Below are 24,242 nucleotides of genomic sequence, written 5' to 3'. Positions count from 1 at the left end.
GCCAGTTCCCCAGGCGTCCTTTGCACCATTCGTGCGGCTCACGCCCTCTCGAGCGCCGCCATCTCCCGTACGACAAACCAGCAGCACCGAAAGACTCGCGCCGCCCGTCGCGCGCAGATCGGTCAGCAGACGCGTATAACGCTCGAGCTGTGCCGCGCGTTTGTCGCGCCACGCTTGCACCAGCGAATCGGGCGTCGACGCATCGGTCGCGCCGGCCAATGCGCTCGTGGTCAGCGCGCGCTTGAGCCGTGCGAGTTCGGCGAGCGCCGATGCGCGCGCGAGCATGTCCCAATGCGTCGGCGCCGGCAACGAGGCGGCGCGCTCGCTGATCCAGCTGTAATTCAGCAGCGTGCCGAGCGCGAAGTAGACGCCCGCGACCTGTTCGAGATTGCGCCCGCACGTCGACGCGACTTCGGCGATATCGAGCAGAGCGGCCGACACCTCGCCGCTCGCGATCCGCACCGCGAGATCGCTATCGACACCCGCATCGACGAATACCCGTTGCCGCTCCGACAACGCTTCGAGGTCCGCACCAGGCAACAGCGTCGGCCATTGTGGCGCGAGACGCTGCGCCGCGTCGCGACAGCGCGCGAGCAGGCCGGTCACGTCGTCGCCGGCCGCGCCCGTTTGCAGATGCCGCAGGAACCACAGCGCCGAACGTTCGACGAGCCGCGCGACCTCCGCGAACATGCGTGCCTGCACGTCGTCGGGAACGCGGTTGTCGAGCGCGTCGATGCTGCGCCAGATCTGATCGAGATCGAACACGTCGCGCGCCATGATGCACGCGCGCACGATGTCGCCGGGCTGTGCATCGGTCTCCTCCATCAGCCGATGCACGAACTCGCAGCCGACGCGATTCACGAGCGCATTGGTCAGATGCGTCGCGAGGATTTCACGGCGCAGCGGATGGCGCTGCATCGGTTCGCGGAAACGCTGCTGCAGAGGTTTCGGAAAGTACTCGATCAACATATCGCTGACGAGCGGATCTTCCGGCATCGACGATTCGAGCAGCGCGTCATAGAGCCACATCTTGCTGTACGCGAGCAGCACCGCGCGCTCGGGTGTCGTCAGTCCCTGCTTCGCGGCCGCGCGCTCGGCGATGTCCTCGTCGGTGGGCAGAAACTCGATCACGCGATTGAGCCGCCCCGCCTTCTCCAGATAGCGCATCAGGCGCGCTTCGGCATCGAGCAGCTCCACGCCAAAACGGCCCGCGATCGACAAAGCCTGGGTCTGATAGTAGTTGTCCGTCAGCACGAGCAGACCGACTTCGTCGGTCATTTCGGCAAGCAACGCATTGCGCTGCTTCTCCGTCATCTCGCCGTCGGCGACGACGAGGCCCAGCAGAATCTTGATGTTGACCTCGTGATCCGAGCAATCGACACCGGCCGAATTATCGATCGCATCGGTATTGATGCGGCCGCCGCGCTGCGCGAACTCGATGCGCCCGAGTTGCGTCAAGCCGAGATTGCCGCCCTCGGCCACGACCTTGCAGCGCAGATCCGCACCGTTCACGCGGATCGCGTCGTTCGCGCGATCGCCCGCCTGCTGATTGGTCTCGCGGCTCGCCTTCGCATAGGTGCCGATGCCGCCGTTGTAAAGCAGATCGACCGGCGCCTGCAGAATCACGCGCATCAGCTCGGCCGGTGAGAGCGCCGGCGCGCTGATCCCGAGCGCCGCCTGCACCGCCGTCGACAGCGGAATCGTCTTCGCGCTGCGCGGGAACACGCCGCCGCCGGCCGAGATCAGCGACGGATCGTAATCGGCCCAGCTCGAACGGTCGAGCATGAAGAGCCGCGCGCGCTCCGCCATGCTCGCCGCGGGATCGGGATTCGGATCGAGAAAGATATGGCGGTGATCGAACGCGGCGAGCAGCTTGATATGCGGCGACAGCAGCATGCCGTTGCCGAACACGTCGCCCGACATGTCGCCGACACCGACCACCGTGAAGTCCTCGCTCTGCGTGTCGACGCCGATTTCGCGGAAGTGCCGCTTGACCGACTCCCACGCGCCGCGCGCAGTGATGCCCATCTTCTTGTGGTCATAGCCGACCGAGCCGCCCGACGCGAACGCGTCGTCGAGCCAGAAACCGTATTCCTGCGAGATCGCATTCGCGTAGTCGGAAAACGTGGCCGTGCCCTTGTCGGCGGCGACGACCAGGTACGGGTCGTCGGGATCGTGGCGCACCACGTCGGGCGGTGGCACGACGTCGGTGCTCGCCAGATTGTCGGTCACGTCGAGCAAGCCGCGCAGGAAGGTCTGATAGCACGCGACGCCTTCGCGCATCCACGCATCGCGCTCGCTCTGCGGCGGCGGATTCTTGACGACGAAGCCGCCCTTCGAGCCGACCGGCACGATCACCACGTTCTTCACCATCTGCGCCTTCATCAGGCCGAGCACTTCCGTGCGGAAATCCTCGCGCCGATCAGACCAGCGCAGGCCGCCGCGCGCGACGCGCCCGCCTCGCAGATGGACGCCCTCGACGCGCGGCGAATAGACCCAGATCTCGAACATCGGTTTCGGCTCGGGCAAGCCGGGCACCTGGGCGGGATCGAACTTGAACGACAGATACGGCTTCGGTTGGCCCAGAGCGTCATGGCGGTAGTAGTTGGTGCGCTTGGTCGCCTTGATCACGCCGAGGAACTGCCGCAGGATGCGGTCTTCGTCGAGATTGGGCACCTGGTCGAGCGCGCTGTCGATCGTCTCCAGACAAGCGTTGACACGGGCCTCGCGTACCGCGCCGAGCGCCGGATCGAAGCGCGCGATGAACAGGTCGACGAGCATGCGCGCAATCGCCGGATTGCCGGTCACCGCGCGTTCGATATACGCGTCGCTGAACGTCGAACCGACTTGCCGCAAGTACTTCGCGTAAGCGCGCAGAATCGTCACCTCGCGTGCATTGAGCTGCGCGCGCAGCACGAGGCGGTTGAAGTCGTCGCTTTCGATCGTGCCGGTCCACACCTGCTCGAACGCCTGTTCGAACAGATCCTTGACCCGCTCGATGTCGAACTCGGTATCGTCCGCGAGTTCGAGGCCGAAGTCGTGGATCCACGCGGGCATCGCACCGGGCGCCTCGATCAGATAAGGCCGCTCTTCGTCGACGCGCACGCCCAGATGTTCGAGCATCGGCAAGCTGCGCGACAGTGCGATCGGCAGCCCCGCGCGATACACCTTGAAACGGAACGCGCGCGGTCCCGATTCGATCGGCCTGTACAGGTTCATCGCGAGCCGCTCGCTGCCCTGCACGCGCTCGATCAGTTCGATATCACGCACGGCCGTGCGTGCCGGATAGTCGTCGCGATAGCCGGCCGGGAACGAATCGGCGTAGTGCTGCAGCAAACGGTTGCCCTGCTCTTCTCCGTACGCGTCGAGCAATGCGTCGGCCAGATCGTCCTGCCAGCGTCGCGCGACCTGCACGAGGCGCGCTTCGAGCTCGCGTGTGTCGACGCTCGGCATGCCGCCCGCCTTGGCATGGACGACGAAATGAATTCGCGCGAGCGTCGACTCCGACAGCAGCGGCGTGAATTCGACGTTCTCACCATTGAATGCGTCGGCGAGCAGGTTCGCGATGCGCTGCCGCAGATCGGTGTTGTACTTGTCGCGCGACACGAACACGAGGCACGATACGAAGCGATCGAATCGATCGCGCCGCACGAACAGCCGCGTGCGCTGATGCTCCTGCAAACGCAGCACGCCGAGGGCGGTGTCGTACAGCTGGTCCTCGTCGGCCTGGAACAATTCGTCGCGCGGATAGGTCTCGAGCACCGTCACCAGCGATTTCGCCAGATGACCTTTCGGCAGGAATGCGGCGCGTCTGACGATATTTGCGCATTTGCGCCTCACGATCGGAATCTCCGCGGCCGACACGAAATAAGCGGTGGACGTATACAGGCCGATGAAGCGCCGCTCGCCCGTCACCTTGCCATCGGCGCCGCTCAGCTTGATGCCGACATAGTCGAGATAGCCGGGCCGGTGCACCGTGGCGCGCGAATTGGCCTTAGTCAGAAAGATCGGCGACGACCCGGAGATGATCTCCGCGGCCGCCGGCGGCAACGGCGTGACTTCCGCCGCGCCGCCCGGCTGCTGCGCATCGCGCAGAATGCCGAGACCGGAGCCCGCGACCGCCCGCAAACCGAAGCCGCCGTCGTGCTGCACCAGTTCGTAATCACGGTAGCCGAGGAACGTGAAATGATCGGCGACCATCCATTCGACGAACGCGCGCGCTTCGACGCCCTCGGGACCGCTTTCGCGCACCTTCATATCTTGAATGGTCTGCTTCGCGCGTTCGATGATCTTCGGCCAATCCTCGACCGCCGCGCGCACGTCGCCGAGCACGCGCGCGATGTCGTCGCGCAACGCATCGAGTTTTGCGGCATCGCCACAACGATCGACCTCGAAATGGATGCACGAGGTCAGATGCGAGCGCGTATCGCCGGCTTCTTCGGCACCTTGGCTTACGCGCGCGATGCTGCCGTCCGGCGCGCGCCAGACCCGAAATACCGGATGGACGACCGAATGCAGCGCGAGCCGATGCCGGTTGACCGACATCGAGACCGAATCGACGAGGAACGGCATGTCGTCGTTGACGATTTCGATCACCGTGTGATCGGAATGCCAGCCATGCTGTTCGAGGATCGGGTTATACACGCGCAGCCGCTGCTCGCCCGGCACGAAGCGCTGCGCGGTCTGCCAGTGGGCCAGCGCCGCGCCGTACAGATCGGCGATCGAGCGGCTTTGCAGATCGCCCGCGTCGACGAAATCGTAGTAATGCCGCAGGAAGGGTTCGACGATATTGAAGGCCGGCTCCGGCAACCGCCCCCGCGCAAATTCGACAACATCGTTCAGCAGGTGTGTGACGGCTTCTTCGTTCTTTGCTTGCATGATCGACTCCCCTGGCTGGCGGCAATGGTGAGTATCGCGTGATTCGCAGGCAACGTCTGACTTGGAATTATGCGCCTGCCGTACGCGATACGGCCGTTTCGCGCAGTCAGGTAATACCCGCTGACCGGTCGTCGAAGAATCGCCGCCCTCCCACATAGCATCTAGCATCGCTGCGGCGCGGCAACGCCGTGCGCGGCTCAACGCGCGGGCTTTGCGGGCGCCGGTGCCGGCGCGGCCGCATCGCTATCCTCGGCGCGCTGGATGAGCCACGCGCGAATCTGCGCGGCCGTCCACGCGGGATCGTCATGCGGTAGATCGTGGCCGGCCCACGGATGCTTGCGATGCGGCGCGCCCCACGCCGCCGCGAGCTTCGCCGAACAGACCGGGTTGACGAGCCCATCGGCATCCGACGACAGAATCAGCAGTGCACACTCCGGCGCGGCGGGCGTCGCGCTAAAGCACGCGGCCGCCCACAATTGCCGCAGCGCATTCGCGCGGCTCACCGGCGCGCTGCGGCGAATCGCGGTCCAGGCAGCGAGATCCGCGCCCAAGGTGCGGAGGTTATTGCACGTGAGTCGATGGATGCCGCTCTCGGCATCGGCGGCATCGCTCCAATGCGCCGCGACGCCGAGCAGACCAGGCCACGCCGACGGCCGCAGCCGCTCGTGCATGCGGCTGAATGGCCGCATGCTCGTGTTGATCAGCACGAGCCGTTCGATCTCGCCGGGATGACGCTGTGCCCAGTGGGTCGCGACCATGCCGCCGAGCGACATCGCGAGCACGTTGTAGGGGCCCGGCACACCCGTTTCGAGCGCTGCCTGCCGCACAAATGCGACCATGCCCGCGACGCTCGCGGGCGCGCGCCGCCGCACGTATTCACCGTTGCCAGGCAGATCGAGCAGCAGCAAACGCAAGCCGGTCGTGCTCGTTGCGGCTGGGGTTGCATCGCGCAAGCGGTCGCCCGAAATTTGACCCAGGGTTTCGCGCAACGCCGCCGGCAAGCGCCCCCAATGCCGCGTTTCCCGCGTCAGTCCGCGCAGCAGAATCCACGTGCTCATAAGCGATCCGGCCCGTACCAGTGATCGAGCGCGCTTTGCAGCAACTGCTCGCGACGGTTGCCTTGCGGCAGCCAGCGCTGCGCCGAAAACGCCGCGCGCGCGAGGAAGTCGAACAGGTTCGCATGGCGCCGCAGCACGCGCGCGGTGCGATGCTCCATGACCGGATTGAACATGCCCTGCCGCGAAAACAACTGCCGCGGATTTTTCTTGATCCACAGCCACGAGCCGAGTTCGAGCGTCATCGGCAGAAAGACGTTCGGCGCCGGCGTGCGGTCATACGCGTAGTCCCACAGATCGCCGTGCAGCAGATACTGATGGCTTTGCGGCTCGAACGTGTAGCCGTGATGCGGATGCGCGTGTTCGAACATGCTCTTCAACACGTACATTTCGGGCAGATGCGGCATCTGCCGGCGGGTTCGGGCGTACGGAAACCAGATGCTGTCGCTCCAGCCGTAGCCGGAATGGCAATCGAGCGCGATGCTCAACGGCCGCGCGGCGAGTTGCGTCTCGACTACATGCAGCAGCGCGGCCGCCTCGACCTCCATCGGCTCGCCCGCGCGGCCGCGATACCAGGGCAACCACGCGCCGACGCGCTGGCCGCCCGCCAGCAGCGGCACGCGCGCGTCGGCGTCTTGCGGTGCGTTGCGCATCAGGTCGACGCCGCGCGGATTCGCGCGCGTCGCTGCCCACATGCCGCCGGGATTCGCGATCGGTAAAAAGATCAGCCGGATGGACTGCAATTGCCGCACCAGCAATTCGTCCCATTCGAGCCGAGCGAGCAACGCGCGCATATAGTCGAGGACGAGTTGCGAGCCGATTCGCTCGAGCCCGTGAATGCCGCCGAAAAAGCCAATGGCTGGCGCGAGCGGATCGGATGAACCGATGCTCGCGGTGTAGACGGAAAAGCGCCGGCCGCGTACCTCGGTCTCGCAGACCGCGCGGATTTCGAAGCTCGCTCTGCCCTGGTCGAGTATCGACTTGAGATCTTCATATTCGGCAAAACTGTCCGGAAGAAAGCTCAAAGGAGTCGGCATGACGGCGTGACCGGAGTGTCGGGATTATTAAGGACGGCCGGAAAACCCGCACTATAGCCTGGCTGTGTGTCAGCACGCGCGAGCGCGCACGTGTGCACGCGAATCGTGTCATCCGTATGTCACTTTCCGTTCGAATCACTGACTTCGCAATGACTTCGTTTTGCCATCCTGACGACACATGACACAGCGGAAAACGCGACGCACAAAGATGTAGTCGTCTAGACGTTGCGATGCCTTCACTCAACCGTCACAGTCGCTTCCTAGAATGTGCCCACACCTGCCGGCAGTGGCCGGATGCAAGAGGGAATACAGATGGAAGCGATCCGTGAAGCTATTCGAATCGAGCGTTTGAGCAAGACGTTCGGTAACGGCCGCAAAGCGCTCGACGAAATCGATCTGCGCGTCGCGCCCGGTGAAATGGTCGCGCTGATCGGCGCGTCCGGCTCGGGAAAATCGACGTTGCTGCGGCATATCGCGGGCTTTACCGCGTCGGACGCGCAGCCGTCGCAAATCGAGATTCTCGGCCGGCCGATCCAGCAGAACGGCCGCATCGTGCGCGAGGTGCGCAGCATTCGCCGCGACATCGGCTTCGTGTTCCAGCAGTTCAATCTGGTGAACCGGCTGTCGGTCGAAACCAACGTGCTGATCGGCGCGCTCGCGCGCCTGCCGTGGTGGCGCCGTCTCTCCGGCCGCTTCCCGCGCGCGGAACGCGCGCTGTCGCGGGCCGCGCTGCACGAGGTCGGGATCGGCGAATATGCGCGCGAGCGGGCCGCGAACCTGTCGGGCGGTCAACAGCAACGTGCCGCGCTCGCACGGGCGCTCGTGCAACGTGCGCAAATCGTGCTCGCCGACGAGCCGATTGCCTCGCTCGATCCCGAGTCGTCGCGCCGCGTGATGGACATGCTGCAGGCGCTGAACGTCGAGCACCGGATCACGGTGCTGGTGTCGCTGCATCAGGTCGACATCGCGCTGCAGTACTGCCCGCGCACGGTCGCGCTGCGTCGCGGCAAGGTGGTCTACGACGGCCCTTCCAGTGCGCTGACACCCGCGCTGCTAAAGAAACTCTACGGCGGCGATGCGCGCGAACTGCTCGATGACGCGACGCACGACGCAGACGAAACTCACGACGAGCCGGACGCCCCCGACACCGCCGCCGCGCGCTACGCGTTCGCGTTGAACGCCGCGCCGTCGAACTGAACCGCGCACGCTGTCGCGCGCTTTTGATTCTCTCCGTCCACTCAACCGGATCTCAACCGATGAAATTCCTGCGCTCCCTGATCACGCTCGCGGCCGGCGCTGCCGCTTTTGCCTGCATCACCGCGGCCCACGCCGAGGACATCAACCTCGGGATCATCTCGACCGATTCGTCGGCGGTGCTCAAGCAACGCTGGGAACCGCTGATCGATGACATGAAGAAACAGACCGGCCTGAACGTGAAGGCATTCTTCGCGACCGATTACGCGGGCATCATCGAAGGCATGCGCTTCAACAAGGTGCAGGTCGGCTATTTCGGCAACGCGTCGGCGATCGAAGCCGTCGATCGTTCGAGTGGCGAAGTATTCGCGAAAGCGCAGCACGCGAACGGCGACAGCGGCTACTACTCGCTGCTGATCACCAACGTGAACAGCCGCTTCAAGACGCTCGACGACGTGTTCAAGGACACGAAGAGCGTGACGCTCGGGTTCGGCGATCCGAACTCGACGTCGGGCACGCTGGTGCCTGGCTACTACCTGTTCGCGAAGCACAACGCGCCGGTCTACACGTCGTTCAAGAGCGTGCTGCCGTCGAGCCACGAAGCGAATCTGCTGGCCGTCGTCAACAACAAGATCGACATCGCGACCAACAACAGCATGATGATGGAAACGCTCAAGCGCGAGCATCCGGACAAGTTCGCGCAGGTGCGCGTGCTGTGGACCTCGCCGCTGATTCCCTCGGACCCGCTCGTGTGGCGCAAGGATCTGCCGGAAGCGACGAAGGACAAGCTGCGCAAGTTCTTCCTGAACTACGCGAAAACCGATTTGCACGAAAAAGCGGTGATGGCCGGCATCACCGAGTACAGCGGCTTCGAGGCATCGTCGGATCGGCAACTGCTGCCGATTCGCGAGATCGTGCTGTTCCAGCAGAAGCAGAAGATCGAGAACGATGCGCATCTGTCCGATAGCGACCGCAAGACGCAATTGGCCGCTCTCGACGCGAAGCTGAGCGCGCTCAGCAACGCACAGTCGAAGCAATGAACTCCGCCGATCTGAGCACGTCGCCCGCGCGCGCGAGCGAAGCGGCCGCCGCGCGGACGGCGCAAGATAAAGATCGTGCCGGCAAGCGCAGCTGGTGGTCGTTGCTCGGCTGGATCGCGGTGCTCGCGGTACTCGGCGGCGCGTGGCACGGCGCCGACATGCGGCCGCTCGATCTGCTCAGCGACTCGGCCAACATGGGCCAGTTCGCCGCGGACTTCTTCCCGCCCGACTTCACCGAGTGGCGCAGCTACGTGCACGAGATGTACGTGACGCTGGCGGTCGCAATCTGGGGTACCGCGCTCTCCCTCGTCTGCGCGGTGCCTTGCGGCCTGATGTCAGCGCACAATCTCGCGCCGCAGTGGGTCGTGCAGCCGATGCGCCGCCTGATGGACGCATGCCGCGCGATCAACGAAATGGTCTTCGCGATGCTGTTCATCGTCGCGGTCGGCCTCGGGCCGTTCGCCGGCGTGCTCGCGCTGTGGGTGCATACGACGGGCGTGCTCGCCAAACTGTTCGCAGAAGCGGTCGAGGCGATCGATCCGCGCCCGGCCGAAGGCGTGCGCGCAACCGGCGCGACGCGCCTCGACGAAATCGTCTATGCGGTGCTGCCGCAAGTGCTGCCGCTGTGGATCTCGTACGCGCTGTATCGCTTCGAGTCGAACGTGCGCTCGGCGATGGTGGTCGGCATGGTCGGCGCGGGCGGCATCGGCGTCGTGCTGTACGAAGCGATCCGCTCCTTCAACTATGCGCAGACGGCCGCGGTGATGATCATGGTGATCGTCGTCGTGACGGTGATCGATCTCGGCTCGGCGTGGCTGCGTGAACGGGTGATCTGAGGATGGCGCGCGTTCGCGCGCGCGGCACTGAGCAGCCGGATTCAAAACGCCATTCCGGCCTTGTTGCTGCCGCTGCCGGTGCTGACCGTGACCGCGTGGCCGCGTGGCCGTATATCGTTGCGTCGGCAGTGCTCGAATGGGGCTATCTGCTCGCGCTGATTCGCGCGTACAGAAGCGGCGATTTCGGTCAGGTCTATCCGATTGCGCGCGGTCTTTCGCCGCTGCTCGTGTTCGTCGGCGCACTCGTGTTCGCGGGCGAGGTGCTGAAGCCGCTCGCCGCGCCCGGCATCGCGCTCGTGTCGTGCGGCATCGTCTCGCTCGCCTTTCGGCGCTGACGAGCAGGTTGACGAAGCCGAAATCGTAGGTCGCGCCCGCACCGAGGATGCGCTGCTGGTCGGTGCCCGCGCCCGTCGGGCTCACGACGAACGGTGAACTGAAGCCTCAGCCCGTGCTGTCGATCGCGCCAATCGTCAGATTCGACGGTGTCGCGTTGCTGCACTTCGGAAGTGACGTTAGTTGTACACGCTGCAATCAACGCGTGTAATTCACCACCGGCACGGAATACGAAGTCGGCGCGAAATCGGTGCGGCCACTGCGCTGCGACGAGCCATTCGACGGCGCACCGTAGCCGCTATTCTGCGCAGCCTGGTTTTGCGCCGCGACCTTTGCTTCGGCCGCCTGGATATTGGCCGGATAGTCGATCACGTTCGCATTGGACGGATCATGACCGGCCTTTTCGAGCTGAATCAGTTCGGTGCGGACCTGAGCGCGCGCGAGCGGCTGATCGGCCGGATTCGACTGGGCAAATGCCGCGAGCGGCGCGGCAACGAGAGCGGCGATAGCCCCTGCTTCGATCAGCGACCTGATGGACTTCATGATTTCCAACCTCCCGAGATGGCTTCATGCGATTGCCGCGGAGCCTGGTGCGACCATCGGCCATCCGCAGCGGTTAAGGCAGTTTAGAAGCCGGTCGAGCCACGTAGTAAGCCCTGAACCATGAATTCACTGTTGCCATAGCGGCCACAATTCGAGGCCACCACGTTCCGGCGCAGCCTCAACGCGATGCACTACACTGATAACGCCCAACGACGCGCCGCAGCCATCGCATTCGATCGAGGAGGTAGACGCCCATGTCGCATCCCGTTGCCCTGCCCTCTTACCGCGACGGCGTGCGTGCCGAATGGGTCGATTACAACGGCCACATGCGCGACGCGTTCTACCTGCTGATCTTCAGTCTCGCGGTCGACGGGCTGATCGATCTGATCGGCCTGCCCGATGCGGTGCGCAAAGAGCGGCATCGATCGATCTACACGCTCGAAGCGCATCTCAACTATCTGCATGAAATCAAACAAGGCACGCAGGTGCGTGTCGACATGCGCGTGCTCGGCTACGACGCGAAACGTATTCACGTGTACGTCGAAATGTTTGCGCTGGACACGACGCAAAGCCAACGCACCGGCCCCGTCGCCGCGGGCGAGCAGATGCTGCTGCACGTCGATACCAGCGGACCGCGCGGCGTTGCTTTCGATCCGGACGTCAAAGCGCGCGTACACGAACTCGCGCAAGCCCATGCGGCATTGCCGCCGGCGCGTTTCGCGGGACGTGTGATCGCTTTGCCATGCGCAGCGCAAACGGGAAACACTACTCAAACGGAGTGACCATGCTCGAGCCGGAAATCGCCGCCTTTATCGAACGAGCGAGCGCGCTCTATCCGTCGCATCACGCGGCGATGACGCCGCGCGAGCAGCGCGAGCTGTATGACCGCTACGCCGCGACGTTGACGCCGCCACTGCCCAGCGAACTCACCACACAGGACGCAAGCTTTCGCACCGACGCGGGCCATGCGATCCCGCTACGGCTCTACCGGCATCCAGCGAAGGCAAGCGAACACGGCACGATCCGCGGCACGGTGCTGTATTTTCATGGCGGCGGCTTCGTGCTCGGCTCGCTGAACAGTCATCAGATGGTGACGGCGCGCCTCGCCGCCGACACCGGCCTCGACGTGATCGCGGTCGACTACCGGCTCGCGCCTGAGCATCGCGCGCCGGCCGCGCACGACGACTGCCTCGAGATCACGCGTGCCGCGTTGAACCACCGCCTGCCGTTCGACCTCCCAGAGCGCGCCGCATTGCAACTCGCGGGCGATAGCGCCGGCGGCACGCTCGCGGCAAGCGTCGCGCTACGCCTGCGTGACGAATGTGCGAGCGGGGTGCGCGGCATCGCGCTCGTCTATCCGATGCTCGGCACCGAGCCGCAATTGCCCGCGCGCGACACCGAGTCCGATGCGCCGATGCTGACGCTCGCGGACGTGCATAAGTTTCGCGACGCTTACTGGGGAAAAGGAGAGGAAGCCGACCCAACGCCCGGCCCCGCGTGGACGATCCCGCTCGCCGCAACCCGCTTCGACGGGCTGCCGCCGACGCTGGCCATCGGCGCCGAGCACGACCCCCTACGCGACGACGCGCGCGTGTTCGTCGAGCGGATTCGCGAAGCTGGTGGAGATGCCCGGCTGTTGGTCGGCACGGGGCTCGTGCATGGATGCTGGCGCGCGCTTGAAACAAGCCCCGGCGTGCAGGCCATGCACAGGGCTGTATGCGAATTTCTCCGCGAAAACGCACGCCATTAACGCGGCGATATGCACCGCCGCGCCCGGCGCGTTATCGCGGCTCAGCGATGGCGGTCGCTGCGCCACTGCGCGAACGTGACGAGATCGAGGCCGACCTCGGCCAGCTCTATGCGGGTCCAGCCGAAGAACGCGTCGTCCCAGCCAGGAATGCTTTGGGGCGTCAGCGACCGGAACTTCATGCCGCCACGATACGCGAGGTCCGGCCAGAACAGCGGCATCACCTCGCGCGTGGCGAGCTGGCGCAGCAGGTCGGACGGGCCACCCTCGTCGGCGACGATCTCGCCCTGCGAGATCCAGTCGTTCTCGGCCCACGCGACGAACACGCTCGGGTTGCCCGCGGCGTCGAACATCAGGATCACGTTCTGCTCGGGCCGCCAGTAATACTCGACGATGCCCTGAGCGGCCACCACTTCGTCGATCATCTTGCGCGTGCGCGGATCGCAGTAGGTCATGCCGTTTTCGCCGAGCGCGAGCCAGCCCGACTCCGCGCAATGGCGGCTTTTGGCGTCCTTCAGGAAATGCGTGAGGCGATTGGCCGAATCCGCGTCGGTCTTGCGCAGGTACAGGTCGACGATGCCGGCGTTGAAGGCCTTCACCGCGACGGTTTCATCGGCGACGCCGGTGAGCAATACCTTCGCGCAACGCAGGTGCGAGATCGACGACAAAAACTCGACGCCGCCGATGCCCGGCATGTCGTAGTCGACGACGACCGCCGCCACTTCCTCGAAGCGCGACGGCTGCGCGACGATGTCGCGCTCCGCCGAGGTCTCGACGAAGCGCTCGACGCCCGGTTCGCTCAGACACGCCGACGCTGCCGCGAATTCGAGCGAATTCTCGCGTGCGTGCTGGCGAATATAGTTGAGGGCCGCTTGCGGACGCGTGAAAAACAGGTTCGTGTAGGTGCCCGGGAAGAAACGGCGGAGCGCGTCGAGGTAGCTGTCGTTGTCGTCGACGAAAACCACTGTGGACGGATAAAAAACGGGAGGTCGAATAAAGTTGTTCATATCTTCACGTGTTTCTCACGCCGCCGCGAATGCCCTCGACCGACCGGTCGGTCGATCTGACGTTTCGCCAAGCGACTGCCCAAGGAATGCCGGGCGATGCCTCGCCCGCGGGTCCGCATGATCAATGGGTTCTTGTCGCTACTACCGGTGACCGCCTGCCGTCGCTGTTCGCGCGTCTCGGGTGTCGCAGCCTGGCGCGGGCCTGCCGGCATGTGCGCTGCGAGCCAGTCGCTGCAAGTCGCTTTCACACGTCGGATAATCGAACCGTGGCTGCCGGTCGTCTGCATTGGTTCGTATAGTACAGGCTCCACGCATTGGCGGCACAACTTAAATCGCATTCCTGCAGGCGCCGGCCGCGCAATTGCGGGGGACTAATTGGTCGAAAAAGAAAATCGCGGCATGCGGAAAAAATGTCCGCTTCCGTCGTGCCGGCGAATGGCTTTAGCGGCAAGCGCGCGCCGTTCGTGCCAGGTCCGTTCGGACATCAATCATCGTGACGCGCCGCAATATGCCGACAAGAAGCGTCGATGTCGAAATGGTCGTTTATCATCAGTCAATCGCAGTTGCTTAATGGTTGTTGCTTAGATATGACGAATACCGGCAAGATGATGATAGTCGGGCTGCTCGTGGTCGATGCGGGCGTCGCCGGTTATCTGCTGTACCCTAGGGACGATCAGGCGCCGGCCGTGACCGGCGCGGTGACCCGCAGCGTCACCGGCGCGGTGGAATCGGAACCGCAGACCGATGCGACGCGTGCCGCTGGCGCCAGCGTGAGGCCTGCGCAACCCGTGAGCCCGCCCGCGCCGCAATCGGCGCTGCCGCAGATGGAGTCGGCCACTCCGGCTCCGGGCGCCGCTCAGCCGCCTGCTGCGGCGCCTGCTGCGGCGCCCGCCCCCGCCCCGTCCCTGCCCGCCACAGCGGCCGCGCCCGTGCCGAGCGTCACGCCCCAGTCGAGCCAGACCGCGAGCGGCCGCATCGATAACGCGGCGCCGCCCGCGGCCAATCCGGCCGCAGGCGCGCACGCCCCCTCGAAGTCGCAGTCGTACGCACAGCAAAAGGCTCAACCGAGGCCGCTGTACGGGCCGCGCATCGACCAGACCCATGCCCGCCGGCGCGACGACACGCACCCGAATGGCGCCAACCCGGTCGCCGCGATGCTGACGGACCAACTGGTCAAGGAATCGGCGAAACCCGACCCGTCGCTGCCGATGCCGTCCGGCGTCACCGTGCCGTTGCAGTCTGCCAATCCCCCGGGGGCTGGCGCGGGTAGCGGCCGCGGCACGAATCCGGTCGCGTCGGCGATGACCGATCGGCTGGTCCGCGAATCGTCGAAGGTGGGACCGACGCAGCCCGCCGCGGAGCCGCCCATCATCAAACCCTGAGCGACGCGGCGCTCACGGCCGCGACGCCACCTCGTCGAGGTGCGCGAGCAGATCGGCCGGATCGTCGTAGACGCGCAACGCCCCCGCACGCTCCAGCTCCTCGGTGCCATAGCCACCCGACAGCAGGCCGACACCGAGCGAGCGGCAGCGGCGGGCCGCAAGCATGTCCCAGATGCTGTCGCCGACCACGACCGTGTGCTCGATCGACACGCCGAGCCGCTCGGCCGCGGCGAGGAACAGGTCGGGATCGGGCTTCGCGTATTTGACGTCGTCGCGCGTGACGACTACCGCCTTTGCCGGATCGACGCCGAGCGCCGCCAGATTCAGCGCGGCGGTTTCCATCCGCCCGCTCGTCGCGACGGCCCACGGCGTGCCGGCCTGGGTCAGCGCGTCGAGCAGTTCGCGCGCGCCCGGCAGCGGACAGACCTGGGCGCGCATCCGCTGATAGGCGGCCGCATGCGCGTGCCGCAGCCGTTCGGCGCGTTCGACGCTGATCTCGCCGTGTGTCTCACGCAGCAACTGGTCCGTGAACAGCCCACCGCTCATGCCGATCTTGCGATGGATACGCCAGACGGACAGCGGGATACCTTCGCTGTCGAGCGCCTCTTTCCACGCCAGCACGTGCTGATAGACGCTGTCGACGAGCGTGCCGTCGAGGTCGAAAAGAAAGGATGTCTGGATGCGCATGCCGGCCTCCGGTGATGATGGGTTCAATCACTATGCCATGTGTCGATGAAACGGCCAGGGCGGCTCGTCGCCCTTGACGACGCTTACGGTCTCTACACGATGTGCGCAAATTCCCGCAGATGGGCGCGTATTTGCTCCGATTTCGCTTTACCACGGTCTGACGTTCGAGACGATGAACTCGTTCGGCAACAAGGCCGGCAACTTCGCGAACAACCGCTCGTACGGCTTCGGCCTTTCGTACTCGCAGGGCCCGCCGGCCGATTCGGTGTTGTCGCACGCGATGATCGACACGCTGCCGCCGACGTCGACGAATACGCGAGTCGCGGTGACGGTGGGCATGCGTCACGCGTTCTGATCTCGCGCGGCGCAGGCGTGGCGCGCCGCGACAGTGCGATGCCCTCACGACTGCGCCGCCGCGATCACCTGCGACGCGAGCGCATGATGCTGGCCGCGTCGCGAGCGGATTGCGTGAATCTCCTCGATCACGCCGTCCGCGCGGCCGAGCCAGCGCAAGCCCCTCAATAACGTGAGATCTTCGGCGCCGAGCTCGGCGAGCGGAAACACGCCGAGCCCGCGCGCCGCGAACACCGCCATCAACGCGCTGTCCTCGAATTCGCCGACGACGCGCGGCCTGATTCCCTGAGACTCGAACCATCGGTCGAGCCGCGCGCGCAGCGCGCCGTGACGGGTCGGCAGCAGCACGGGCAGGTCAGCGAGACAGAGCGGAAAGCCGTCGCGCGCCGACTTGCGTACGACCTGCGCGGGCCCGTACCAGTCGACCGGCGAGCCCGCGACGCGCTGGCTCAGCACGCGCAGATCCGCGCCGTGCGGCGCCGGCTGACAGGCGAGCACCAGATCGAGCCGATGCAGCGCAAGCTCCGACAACAGCTGCGCGGGCTCCCCCTCGTGACACAGCAGCCTGAGCGACGGCGTGGCCAGCACCGGCGCGAGCAACGCATGCGCGGCGAGCTTGGAAATCCCATCCGACAGCCCAACCGCGAGCCGCACCGAGTCCGCGCCGCTCGCTTCGCGCATCTCGTCGAGCAACGCCTCGCCCAGCTGGAAGATTTGCTCCGCGCGATCGAACGCCTGCTCGCCGGCCTCGGTCATCGCGACGCCGCGCCCGGCCGGCTTCAACAGCTGGCGCCCAAGCGCTTTCTCGAGCTCGCGCACCTGCGCGCTGATCGTTTGCACGGCCATGTCGAGCCGCCCGGCCGCGCGCGCAAAGCCGCCCTCCTTCACGACGATCCAGAAGTAGTACAGGTGACGATAGTTGAGCATGCTGATCCGATACTTCGAAAAATCCGAAACGTCGTTCAGGTTATCACTGGTTCATTCGAACCGCGAATAAGCCCATGATGGCGGTTCCGCCGCTCGCGGCGCACTCGATTCCGCCACCTCATGGACTCCCTGTTCGCACTCGTTGCCGATCCCGCCGCGTGGGCCGCGCTCGTCACGCTGATCGTGATGGAGATCGTGCTCGGCATCGATAACCTGATCTTCATTTCGATCCTCAGCAACCGCTTGCCGGAAGCGCAACGCCCGCGCGCGCAGCGCATCGGGCTCCTGCTCGCGCTGGTGATGCGGCTGCTTCTGCTCAGCACCATCGCGTGGATCACGAAGCTGACCGCGGTCGCGTTCACGCTGTTCAATCATGGCTTTTCGTGGCGCGATCTGATCCTCGTCGGCGGCGGCCTGTTCCTCGTGTGGAAGGCGACCACCGAAATCCGTCAGCACATGATCCCCACTGACGAACTCGCCGCGAAAACCAGCTCGACCGTGCAGTTGACCGTGGCGGCCGCGATCGGCCAGATCATCCTGCTCGACCTCGTGTTTTCCGTCGACAGCATCATCACCGCGGTCGGCATGACCGAGCACCTGCCGATCATGTTCGTCGCGGTGATCGTGTCGATCATGGTGATGCTGTTCGCGGCGCAGCCGCTCGCGCGCTTCATCGATCGCAATCCGACCATCGTGATGCTGGCGCTGAGCTTCCTGCTCGTGATCGGCATGACACTGATCGCCGATGGTTTCGGCTCGCACGTTCCGAAGGCGTATATCTATGCGGCGATGGCGTTTTCCGCGTTCGTCGAGGCGATGAACATGCTCGCGCGGCGCGCGAAAACGAAACGTCTGGCAAGCAGCGAGGAGTGATGCCGTGATGAAATGCCCAGTTTGCAAAACGACCGGTCTGCTGATGACCGAGCGCCGCTCGATCGAAATCGATTACTGTCCGGACTGCCGAGGCGTATGGCTCGATCGCGGCGAACTGGACAAGTTGATTGCGCAGGATGACGGCGACGGCTCGCGGCGCGGCGAGCGTGCCCTGGAAAGCGAGCGGCAGCGTTACAAGGAGCGTCGCGACGAACATCGCGGGTATCAAAAGAAGCGCTCGATTTTCGATGTGTTCGACTTCGACTGAACGCTTCGGCGGCTTGGCGCACGCAAATTCCAACCGCCGTCAGCGCATCAGCGCGCCTTCTTGCGAACGCCCTTGCCGGTCGTCGCGGCGCGCGGCGCTTCCTTCTCGAGCGGTGCGCCGCCGTTCATCTGCTCGAGCCACGACAGCGTATCGACATACGACAGAAATTGCTTCAGATATTCCGGCGACAGCTCGCGCATCAACGACAGCGCGCGATGTACGAGGCTGCTCGAATTGAGCGGCCCCGCGTTGCCTGGCACCTGCGCGAGCGACTGGCGCAACTGTTTTTCGGTGCGCAGTTTGGACCAGACTTCGCGGAAGTAGTCGACTGCGGGCAGATCGGGATAGGCGGCAGCGTGCGGAGCATCGGCGCGCGCGTGGTGGCGGGCGAGGCGTTCGATCAGCGCCGCGAGCGTGGCGTCGTTGGCCGCGTTGGCTTCACCGGACGTGGCTTGCGACGCGCTCTCGTCCGCAGCGGCACGCTCGACCTCGGCCGTATAGTCGGCCAGCAGTCCTGCCAATCGTTGCTCGAGCACTCGTCGCGGCTCGCCGCTGTGCTGTGCCGCGCGCCGCGTAAGCGCGTCGAGCAGATGAAAGCGCACCGGATCGAGCCGAGCCGCGCCGCTCGCGCGCCATGCATCGAGCCTCGCGCGAGCCGCGTGGATCGCGTCGTCAAGCACCGGACTTCTCCGCTGCCGCCGCACTCGACGGCCGCGGCACCGGCGCGATTTCGACGCGGCGGTTTTTGGCGCGGCCGGGTTCGTCGGCATTCGAACTGACCGGCTGCTCCGAGCCGAACGCCGCCGCAAACACCGACGACGCCGACACGCCCTCGTCGATCAGCGTGCGCGTGACCGTCAACGCGCGTTGCGCCGACAGCTCCCAGTTATCGGCGAAGCGTCGATTGCCTTCGCGCAGGCGTTGATCGTCGGTGAAGCCGCTGACCATCAGAATCTGATCGCTCGCGCGCAGATACGCGGACAGCGGCCCGGCGAGACTCTTCAGCAGCGCGCGACCCTCGGGCTGCAGCTGGGCGGAGTTCAGCGCGAACAGCACGTTGCCGCTAATGCCGATGCGCCCATTGACGAGCGTCACGCGCCCCGCCGCGAGCGGTCCCGCGAGTGCCTGTTCGAGCGTCTTGCGGCGCTGCGTTTCAGCCTGGCGCTGCTTGACCTCCTGCTCGAGCTTGCTCGACAGTTCGAGCTGCACGCCGATCACGCTGACCAGAATCAGCACGAACGCGCCGACCAGCACCGACATCAGATCGCCGAACGCGGCCCAGATCGGCGCGGAGGTTTCCACGCCGCCGTCGATGTCCTCGCTCATACCGCGTCGGCTCCGGCGCTCGCGCGCTGCGCGGCCAGCAACTGCAGGTCTTCGACGATCTGCTTCTGCGACATCACGCTGAGGTCGACCACGTCACGCGCCTGCGCGACGTAGTAGGCGAGCTGTTCGTCGCTGCGCGCGAGCGATTTGTCGAGCGCTGCTTCGATGCGTTCGAGATGTGCGACGAGCTTGTCGTTCGCTTCGCCGAAGGTGTGAACGGCCACGCCGAATGCTTCGCCGAGGCTCGCGACTTCGACCGCGCTGCCGGTGACCTGCGCGGCGACCGTGCCGAGCTTGCCGGTCTCGTGCTCGAGGTGTTCGGTGAAGCGATTGCCGACGCGTTCGAGCAGACCCGCCGACGTCGAGACCAAGGCATCGACGGCCGTGCGTTGCTCGGTCGACGCGTGGGTGACTGCGTCGAGCAGCGTCTCCAGCGTGGCGAGCAGACGACTGCGCTCTTCGAGCATCGCGGTGTCGCGGACCATGCTGTCGGAGAGCTTCTGGCGCAGCTCCGCGACGACTTCGGCAGCGGCCTTCGGCGCTTCGGACGCCGCTTGCACGAGGCGCCCGATTTCGGCGATCGTCGCGCTGGCATGCGTTTGCGTCTGCGCGGAGATATCGCGTGCGGTTTGCGCGAGTGCGTCGCAGATTTGCTGCTGACGGGTCGCGGTTTGCGAACCCGTTTGCTGCCATTGTTCGTCGAGCTTTGCGGTCATCGCGGCGAGCGCTTCGGTCCATGCCGCGAAGCGCTGTTCGTCGCGCGCGGCGAGTTCGGCTTGCAGGTTTGTCGCCGCCTTCGGTGCTTCAGCCGCGGCTTGAACCAGTCGATCGATTTCGGCGATCGTCGCGCTGGCATGCGTTTGCGTCTGCATGGAGATATCGCGTGCCGTTTGCGCAAGCGCGTCGCAGATCTGCTGCTGATGGCTGGCGGCTTGCGCACCCCTCTGCTGCCATTGTTCGCTGAGCTTCGCACCCATCGCGTCGAGCGCCTCGGCCCACGCGCCCAAACGCTGCTCGTCGCCCGCGCTCAGTTCGGTCTGCAAGTTCGCATGCGAGCTACCGACCGCGCTCAGCAACGCCGCGGCATGCTGCTCGAACGTCGCGGCGGCGCGCGCCAACGCCTGTTCGTTGTTGGCGGCGAGTTTGTCGCCCGCGCTTTGCTGCTGAGCCAACGCGTCGCCCCAAGCCTGCGAGATCCCGCTCGCCGTCGCTTCGAGACGCGCGGACACGCCGTCGAGCAGCGCGAGCGAGCGCTGTTCGAACGCTTCGGCAACGCGTTCGACCGAAGCGCGCTGTTGCGCGGCCAACTCGTCGCTCGCCTGCCGATGTCCGGCGAGCGCGCTGTGGCAAATCTCGGCGACGTTCGCGCTGGTCGCCGCGAAGCCGCTCGACAGGCCGTCGAGCTGGCGCTGCACGGCCTGGGTGACCGCGTCGTGCAACGCGGCGGTTTCGCGCGAGAGGCCGGCCATCGTCGCTTCGACGACCGGCTGCAGGGCCTTGCCGGCGGCCTGCGCGCTGCCGGCCACGCTGTCCTTCAGCGACTGCTCGATCACACCGGCGAGCCGCAGATAGGCGGCTTCGGTGCGGCCGTAAAACGCGTCGAGGCTCGCGATCTGCCGCTCATTCGACGCGGCGCTCTGCTGTTCGAGCGCGCTCATCATCGTCTGCAGACGTTCGACCAGCAGCGGCGTCGCTTCGGCCTGGCGTTGCAGCAGCCGGAAGCTTTCTTCGCGCTGATGGCTCTGCGAGTAGACGCGCAAAGTCGTCGCGATCTTCGCGTCGAGCTGTTGCGCCGCTTCGAGCCGCTCGCGGCGGGACAGCGCGGACAGCAGCCCGAGCATCGCGGACGTCGCGACACCCGCGATCGACGTGCCGAACGCGAAGCCCAGCCCCTTGACCGGCGCGGCCAGCGATGCGCGGATCGCCTGCAGGTCGCTCGCGCTCTCCAGCGCAAGGCCGGTGCCGCGCAGCGTCATCACCATGCCGAGCAGCGTGCCGAGCATGCCGAGCAGCACTAGCAGACCGACCAGATACGGCGTCAGCGCCGGTCCCGGCAACGCGACGCGCTCGCCTTCGACGCGCAGCCGCACGCTATTGCGCAGACTCGGATGGACAGGTTCGAGAAACGCGGCGAGGCTCGGCGGTGGTCCGGACAACGCGGCGAGCGCGCCTGTCAGCGTGGCGGTCGCCTGACCATAGCGGCGCAATTCGAGCGCGCCTAGCACGTAGAAGACGCCGATCAGCAGCGTGACGACGAACGCGAGCGGATTGGAAACGGCATAACCGACGGCGATCCAGCATGCCGCGGAGAGCCCCGCGAGAAATACAACGAGATCGATACGATATCTGGACATGGGGTCCCAGTTAGCAGGCGCGAAGAGCCGCTAGCAGCCCTTCGACCGGTTGAAAACGAACCTCCAGCTCGGCCAGCAAAACGCTCTGCATGTCCTTGCGGAAGACGTCGAGCCACGCCTCGGACGCGAGCGGCACGGCAGCGTTGCCGCCATCGGTCGACCTGGCGAGCCGCGTGGCTGCGGTGGTTGCTTTGACTTGAGCCAAGGCTGCTTCCGGCTGCATGGCTGCAGCGCCGGCTTCGACTTCGGCCGACTGCTGCCGCGTGGGATCGGCATCGGCGGCAACTTCGGCCGCTGCTTCCGCCTCCGCCAACCTCCGCTTCTCACCCTCGCGCAAGCGCTCGAAGTGCCCGCCGAGCAACCCGGGCACCGCGCCGAGCAAACTCCGCTCGCGCTCGCCGAGCGCACGCTCCATCACCGCATCGACGACCGCGAGCCGCGCGAGCGACGGCGCCTGCGTCGCCAGCAGCGCGCGCAGCCGGCCACGCAACGTGCCGATCGCCGTTTCCATCGACTGCTGAAGCGCGAGATAGCGCTGTCGGAACACCGCGTAGTCGGCCTGCGTGTCGACCGCCACGCGCGGCGCCGACATCCGGGCGGACGACGGCGACGGGCCACGCCGCCGTGAGCCGGCGAGCACGCTATCGCTCGCGATTGCGCTCACCAGCGAGCGGCGCACGCGCGCGCACTCTTCCTCTTCCGCACGGCCGAACGCGCGCGCGCCACCAGCGACGGACGGCGGCTTGCCATCCAGCGCCGACGACAACGCGATCGCGTCGGTCCAGCCGAGCCACTGGCTCAGCCGATCCGCCAGCGATTGTCGCGATTCGGCGACGTCGGCCTCGGCGAGACGGGCCAGTAAGCGAACGAGCGCAGGCCCAGTGAGGGCGCTGCGCTGAGGGGCTTGCAACATACCACCGGACGCAAAAAAGTCAGCAGTCTACACGCTGACGCCAGCGAGTCCGAAGTCGCCCGCTCGATCGTGCGTCGAAAGACACGGTTTTGCCCGATCGAACCTGGCATTCGGGCGTTTTCCCGAGCGCGGCTTTTTTGCCAATAGCGAAGCGGACCTATCCCTGTATAAGATGAAAGCTGGCGCCTCGCTGCGCACGAACACGGCGGAGCGTCGACAACACACAGAACACACGCAAGGCGGGCAGGGAGCATGAAATTCGATACCGTGGTGCTCGGCGCCGGCATTGTCGGGGTGTGCGTCGCCGTGCATCTGCAGAAACGCGGCCGCGCGGTTGCGCTGATCGACCGTAAGCAGGCGGGCAACGAGACCTCGTTCGGCAACGCCGGGCTGATCCAGCGCGAAGGCGTCTATCCGTACGCGTTTCCGCGCGGGCTCGGCACCCTGCTGCGCTACGCGCGCAACCAGTCGCCCGACGTGCGCTATCACGCCGACGCGATGCTGCAGGTTGCGCCGTTCCTGTGGCGCTACTGGCGCAACTCGCATCCGGCGAAGCACGCGGAAATCGCGAAATCGTACGCGACGCTGATCGAGCATTGCGTCAGCGAACATCGCGCGCTTGCCGCGGACGCCGGTGCCAGCGCGCTGCTGCGGCCGATCGGCTGGATCAAGGTGTTTCGCCATGCCGCCGCGCGCGACGCCGAAACCACCCTCGCCGAACAGTGGCATCGCGAGTACGGCGTCGAGTTCGAAACGCTCGACGCGCCGCGCCTGCAACAGCTCGAACCCGATCTCGACAAGCGTCTGCAAGGCGGACTGCGCTATCCGCAATCCGATTCGGTCAGCGATCCGAACGCGCTCGTCACCGCATACGCGCGGTACTTCGAAGCGCTCGGCGGACGGTTCTTCATCGGCGATGCCGATACGCTGCGTGAAGGCTGGCAGGTCGAGACGCGGGACGGGGCGATCACGGCCGAGTCGGCGGTGATCGCGCTCGGACCGTGGTCGGATCGCGCGAGCACGCGGCTCGGGTATCGGCTGCCGCTCGCGGTCAAGCGCGGCTATCACATGCACTACGCGCCGCGTCGGAGCGCGCGGTTGAACCATCCGATTCTCGACGTCGAACACGGCTATGTGCTCGCCCCGATGGCGCGCGGCATCCGTTTGACCACGGGCGCCGAAATCGCGCGCCCCGAGGCGGCCAAGACGCCGGTGCAACTCGACGCGGTCGAGCCGATCGCGCGCACGCTGTTTCCGCTCGGCGAACGTCTGGATGCCGAACCGTGGATGGGACGCCGCCCCTGCACGCCGGACATGATGCCGATCATCGGGCCCGCGACGAAACATCAGGGACTGTGGTTCGCGTTCGGCCATGCGCATCATGGTCTGACGCTCGGACCGGTGACGGGGCGGCTGATCGCCGAGATGATGACCGGCGAGCAGACGCTGGTCGATCCGCGGCCGTTTCGAGTCGAGCGGTTTTAGCCG

20 protein-coding genes and 2 pseudogenes are annotated in these 24,242 nt (G+C 65.8%); 11 read left to right on the top strand and 11 right to left on the bottom strand.

From position 1 onward, the window contains the following. Positions 1–38: 38 nt before the first annotated feature. The 3 genes and pseudogenes from OKW35_RS23710 to OKW35_RS23700 form a co-directional block, all read right to left on the bottom strand. A pseudogene (locus tag OKW35_RS23710) lies at positions 39–4,878 on the bottom strand (NAD-glutamate dehydrogenase). A gap of 197 nt (positions 4,879–5,075) precedes the next feature. Next, complete coding sequence (locus OKW35_RS23705; protein ID WP_429553273.1) at positions 5,076–5,936, bottom strand: alpha/beta fold hydrolase; 861 nt, start codon at positions 5,934–5,936, stop codon at positions 5,076–5,078. Beyond that, positions 5,933–6,970: a M14 family zinc carboxypeptidase gene (locus OKW35_RS23700; RefSeq protein ID WP_184064246.1), complete on the bottom strand. Its 1,038-nt coding sequence runs from the start codon at positions 6,968–6,970 to the stop codon at positions 5,933–5,935. Before OKW35_RS23700 ends, OKW35_RS23705 begins: the two co-directional genes overlap by 4 nt. Positions 6,971–7,282: 312 nt before the next feature. Between OKW35_RS23700 and phnC the strand changes: the two genes are divergently transcribed. From phnC to OKW35_RS23680, 4 genes and pseudogenes are all read left to right on the top strand, one after another. Further along, positions 7,283–8,167 carry a phosphonate ABC transporter ATP-binding protein gene (phnC, locus tag OKW35_RS23695; protein ID WP_184064243.1) on the top strand — a complete coding sequence of 295 codons (885 nt, stop codon included), beginning with the start codon at positions 7,283–7,285 and terminating at the stop codon, positions 8,165–8,167. Between the two features lie 59 nt (positions 8,168–8,226). Continuing rightward, on the top strand, positions 8,227–9,204 hold the full coding sequence (phnD, locus tag OKW35_RS23690; protein WP_184064240.1) for a phosphonate ABC transporter substrate-binding protein: 978 nt from the start codon (positions 8,227–8,229) through the stop codon (positions 9,202–9,204). Next, entirely contained in the window at positions 9,201–10,040 is an 840-nt protein-coding gene (phnE, locus tag OKW35_RS23685) for a phosphonate ABC transporter, permease protein PhnE (protein ID WP_184064237.1), read from the top strand. Before phnD ends, phnE begins: the two co-directional genes overlap by 4 nt. Positions 10,041–10,138: 98 nt before the next feature. Continuing rightward, positions 10,139–10,372, top strand: a pseudogene (locus OKW35_RS23680) (EamA family transporter); the annotation flags it as partial. A 199-nt stretch (positions 10,373–10,571) separates the two neighbouring features. Here OKW35_RS23680 and OKW35_RS23675 read toward each other — a convergent pair. Then, the gene (locus OKW35_RS23675; protein WP_429353140.1) at positions 10,572–10,916 is read right to left on the bottom strand and encodes a DUF4148 domain-containing protein; all 345 of its coding nucleotides are present in this window, start codon (positions 10,914–10,916) and stop codon (positions 10,572–10,574) included. Between the two features lie 254 nt (positions 10,917–11,170). Here OKW35_RS23675 and OKW35_RS23670 point away from each other — a divergent pair, with 254 nt between their 5' ends. Together OKW35_RS23670 and OKW35_RS23665 are read left to right on the top strand one after the other, a co-directional pair. Continuing rightward, positions 11,171–11,698, top strand: coding sequence for a thioesterase family protein (locus OKW35_RS23670; protein ID WP_187611210.1), 528 nt, complete (start codon positions 11,171–11,173; stop codon positions 11,696–11,698). A 2-nt stretch (positions 11,699–11,700) separates the two neighbouring features. Further along, entirely contained in the window at positions 11,701–12,666 is a 966-nt protein-coding gene (locus OKW35_RS23665) for an alpha/beta hydrolase (protein WP_429402772.1), read from the top strand. A gap of 41 nt (positions 12,667–12,707) precedes the next feature. Here the strand turns inward: OKW35_RS23665 and OKW35_RS23660 are convergent, their stop codons facing one another. Beyond that, positions 12,708–13,670: a response regulator gene (locus tag OKW35_RS23660; protein ID WP_429553272.1), complete on the bottom strand. Its 963-nt coding sequence runs from the start codon at positions 13,668–13,670 to the stop codon at positions 12,708–12,710. Positions 13,671–14,257: 587 nt separating this feature from the next. Here OKW35_RS23660 and OKW35_RS23655 point away from each other — a divergent pair. Next, a complete protein-coding gene (locus OKW35_RS23655; protein ID WP_429553271.1) occupies positions 14,258–15,052 on the top strand; it encodes a hypothetical protein in 795 nt (264 codons plus the stop codon). 12 nt (positions 15,053–15,064) lie between these two features. Here the strand turns inward: OKW35_RS23655 and OKW35_RS23650 are convergent, their stop codons facing one another. Then, on the bottom strand, positions 15,065–15,739 hold the full coding sequence (locus OKW35_RS23650) for an HAD family hydrolase (protein ID WP_018423463.1): 675 nt from the start codon (positions 15,737–15,739) through the stop codon (positions 15,065–15,067). 172 nt (positions 15,740–15,911) lie between these two features. Between OKW35_RS23650 and OKW35_RS23645 the strand changes: the two genes are divergently transcribed. Beyond that, the gene (locus tag OKW35_RS23645; RefSeq protein WP_429553878.1) at positions 15,912–16,094 is read left to right on the top strand and encodes a hypothetical protein; all 183 of its coding nucleotides are present in this window, start codon (positions 15,912–15,914) and stop codon (positions 16,092–16,094) included. Positions 16,095–16,138: 44 nt separating this feature from the next. On the opposite strand, the gene OKW35_RS23640 is transcribed toward OKW35_RS23645, so the two are convergent. Continuing rightward, positions 16,139–17,020, bottom strand: a complete 882-nt coding sequence (locus OKW35_RS23640; RefSeq protein WP_184064218.1) for a LysR family transcriptional regulator — start codon at positions 17,018–17,020, stop codon at positions 16,139–16,141. A 120-nt stretch (positions 17,021–17,140) separates the two neighbouring features. On the opposite strand from OKW35_RS23640, the gene OKW35_RS23635 reads away from it, so the two are divergent. Together OKW35_RS23635 and OKW35_RS23630 are read left to right on the top strand one after the other, a co-directional pair. Then, on the top strand, positions 17,141–17,893 hold the full coding sequence (locus tag OKW35_RS23635; protein ID WP_429553270.1) for a TerC family protein: 753 nt from the start codon (positions 17,141–17,143) through the stop codon (positions 17,891–17,893). A 7-nt stretch (positions 17,894–17,900) separates the two neighbouring features. Further along, positions 17,901–18,161, top strand: coding sequence for a zf-TFIIB domain-containing protein (locus OKW35_RS23630; RefSeq protein WP_429553269.1), 261 nt, complete (start codon positions 17,901–17,903; stop codon positions 18,159–18,161). Positions 18,162–18,208: 47 nt separating this feature from the next. On the opposite strand, the gene OKW35_RS23625 is transcribed toward OKW35_RS23630, so the two are convergent. From OKW35_RS23625 to OKW35_RS23610, 4 genes are read right to left on the bottom strand one after another with little or no spacing between them, the layout of a single operon-like run. Beyond that, positions 18,209–18,841 carry a DUF2894 domain-containing protein gene (locus OKW35_RS23625; RefSeq protein WP_429553268.1) on the bottom strand — a complete coding sequence of 211 codons (633 nt, stop codon included), beginning with the start codon at positions 18,839–18,841 and terminating at the stop codon, positions 18,209–18,211. Then, positions 18,834–19,487 carry an OmpA family protein gene (locus OKW35_RS23620; protein WP_090807091.1) on the bottom strand — a complete coding sequence of 218 codons (654 nt, stop codon included), beginning with the start codon at positions 19,485–19,487 and terminating at the stop codon, positions 18,834–18,836. Before OKW35_RS23620 ends, OKW35_RS23625 begins: the two co-directional genes overlap by 8 nt. Then, the gene (locus OKW35_RS23615) at positions 19,484–21,841 is read right to left on the bottom strand and encodes a DUF802 domain-containing protein (RefSeq protein WP_429553267.1); all 2,358 of its coding nucleotides are present in this window, start codon (positions 21,839–21,841) and stop codon (positions 19,484–19,486) included. Before OKW35_RS23615 ends, OKW35_RS23620 begins: the two co-directional genes overlap by 4 nt. Before the next feature lie 10 nt (positions 21,842–21,851). Then, a complete protein-coding gene (locus OKW35_RS23610) occupies positions 21,852–22,754 on the bottom strand; it encodes a DUF3348 domain-containing protein (protein WP_429553266.1) in 903 nt (300 codons plus the stop codon). Positions 22,755–23,006: 252 nt separating this feature from the next. On the opposite strand from OKW35_RS23610, the gene OKW35_RS23605 reads away from it, so the two are divergent. Beyond that, a complete protein-coding gene (locus OKW35_RS23605; protein WP_187611200.1) occupies positions 23,007–24,239 on the top strand; it encodes an NAD(P)/FAD-dependent oxidoreductase in 1,233 nt (410 codons plus the stop codon). Positions 24,240–24,242 lie beyond the last annotated feature (3 nt).

Origin of the sequence: Paraburkholderia sp. MM5477-R1 (assembly GCF_050436385.1) — a bacterium.
GTDB lineage: Bacteria > Pseudomonadota > Gammaproteobacteria > Burkholderiales > Burkholderiaceae > Paraburkholderia > Paraburkholderia tuberum.
Note: the sequence above shows the minus strand (reverse complement) of the source record. Positions and strands in the feature narration are given on the sequence as shown.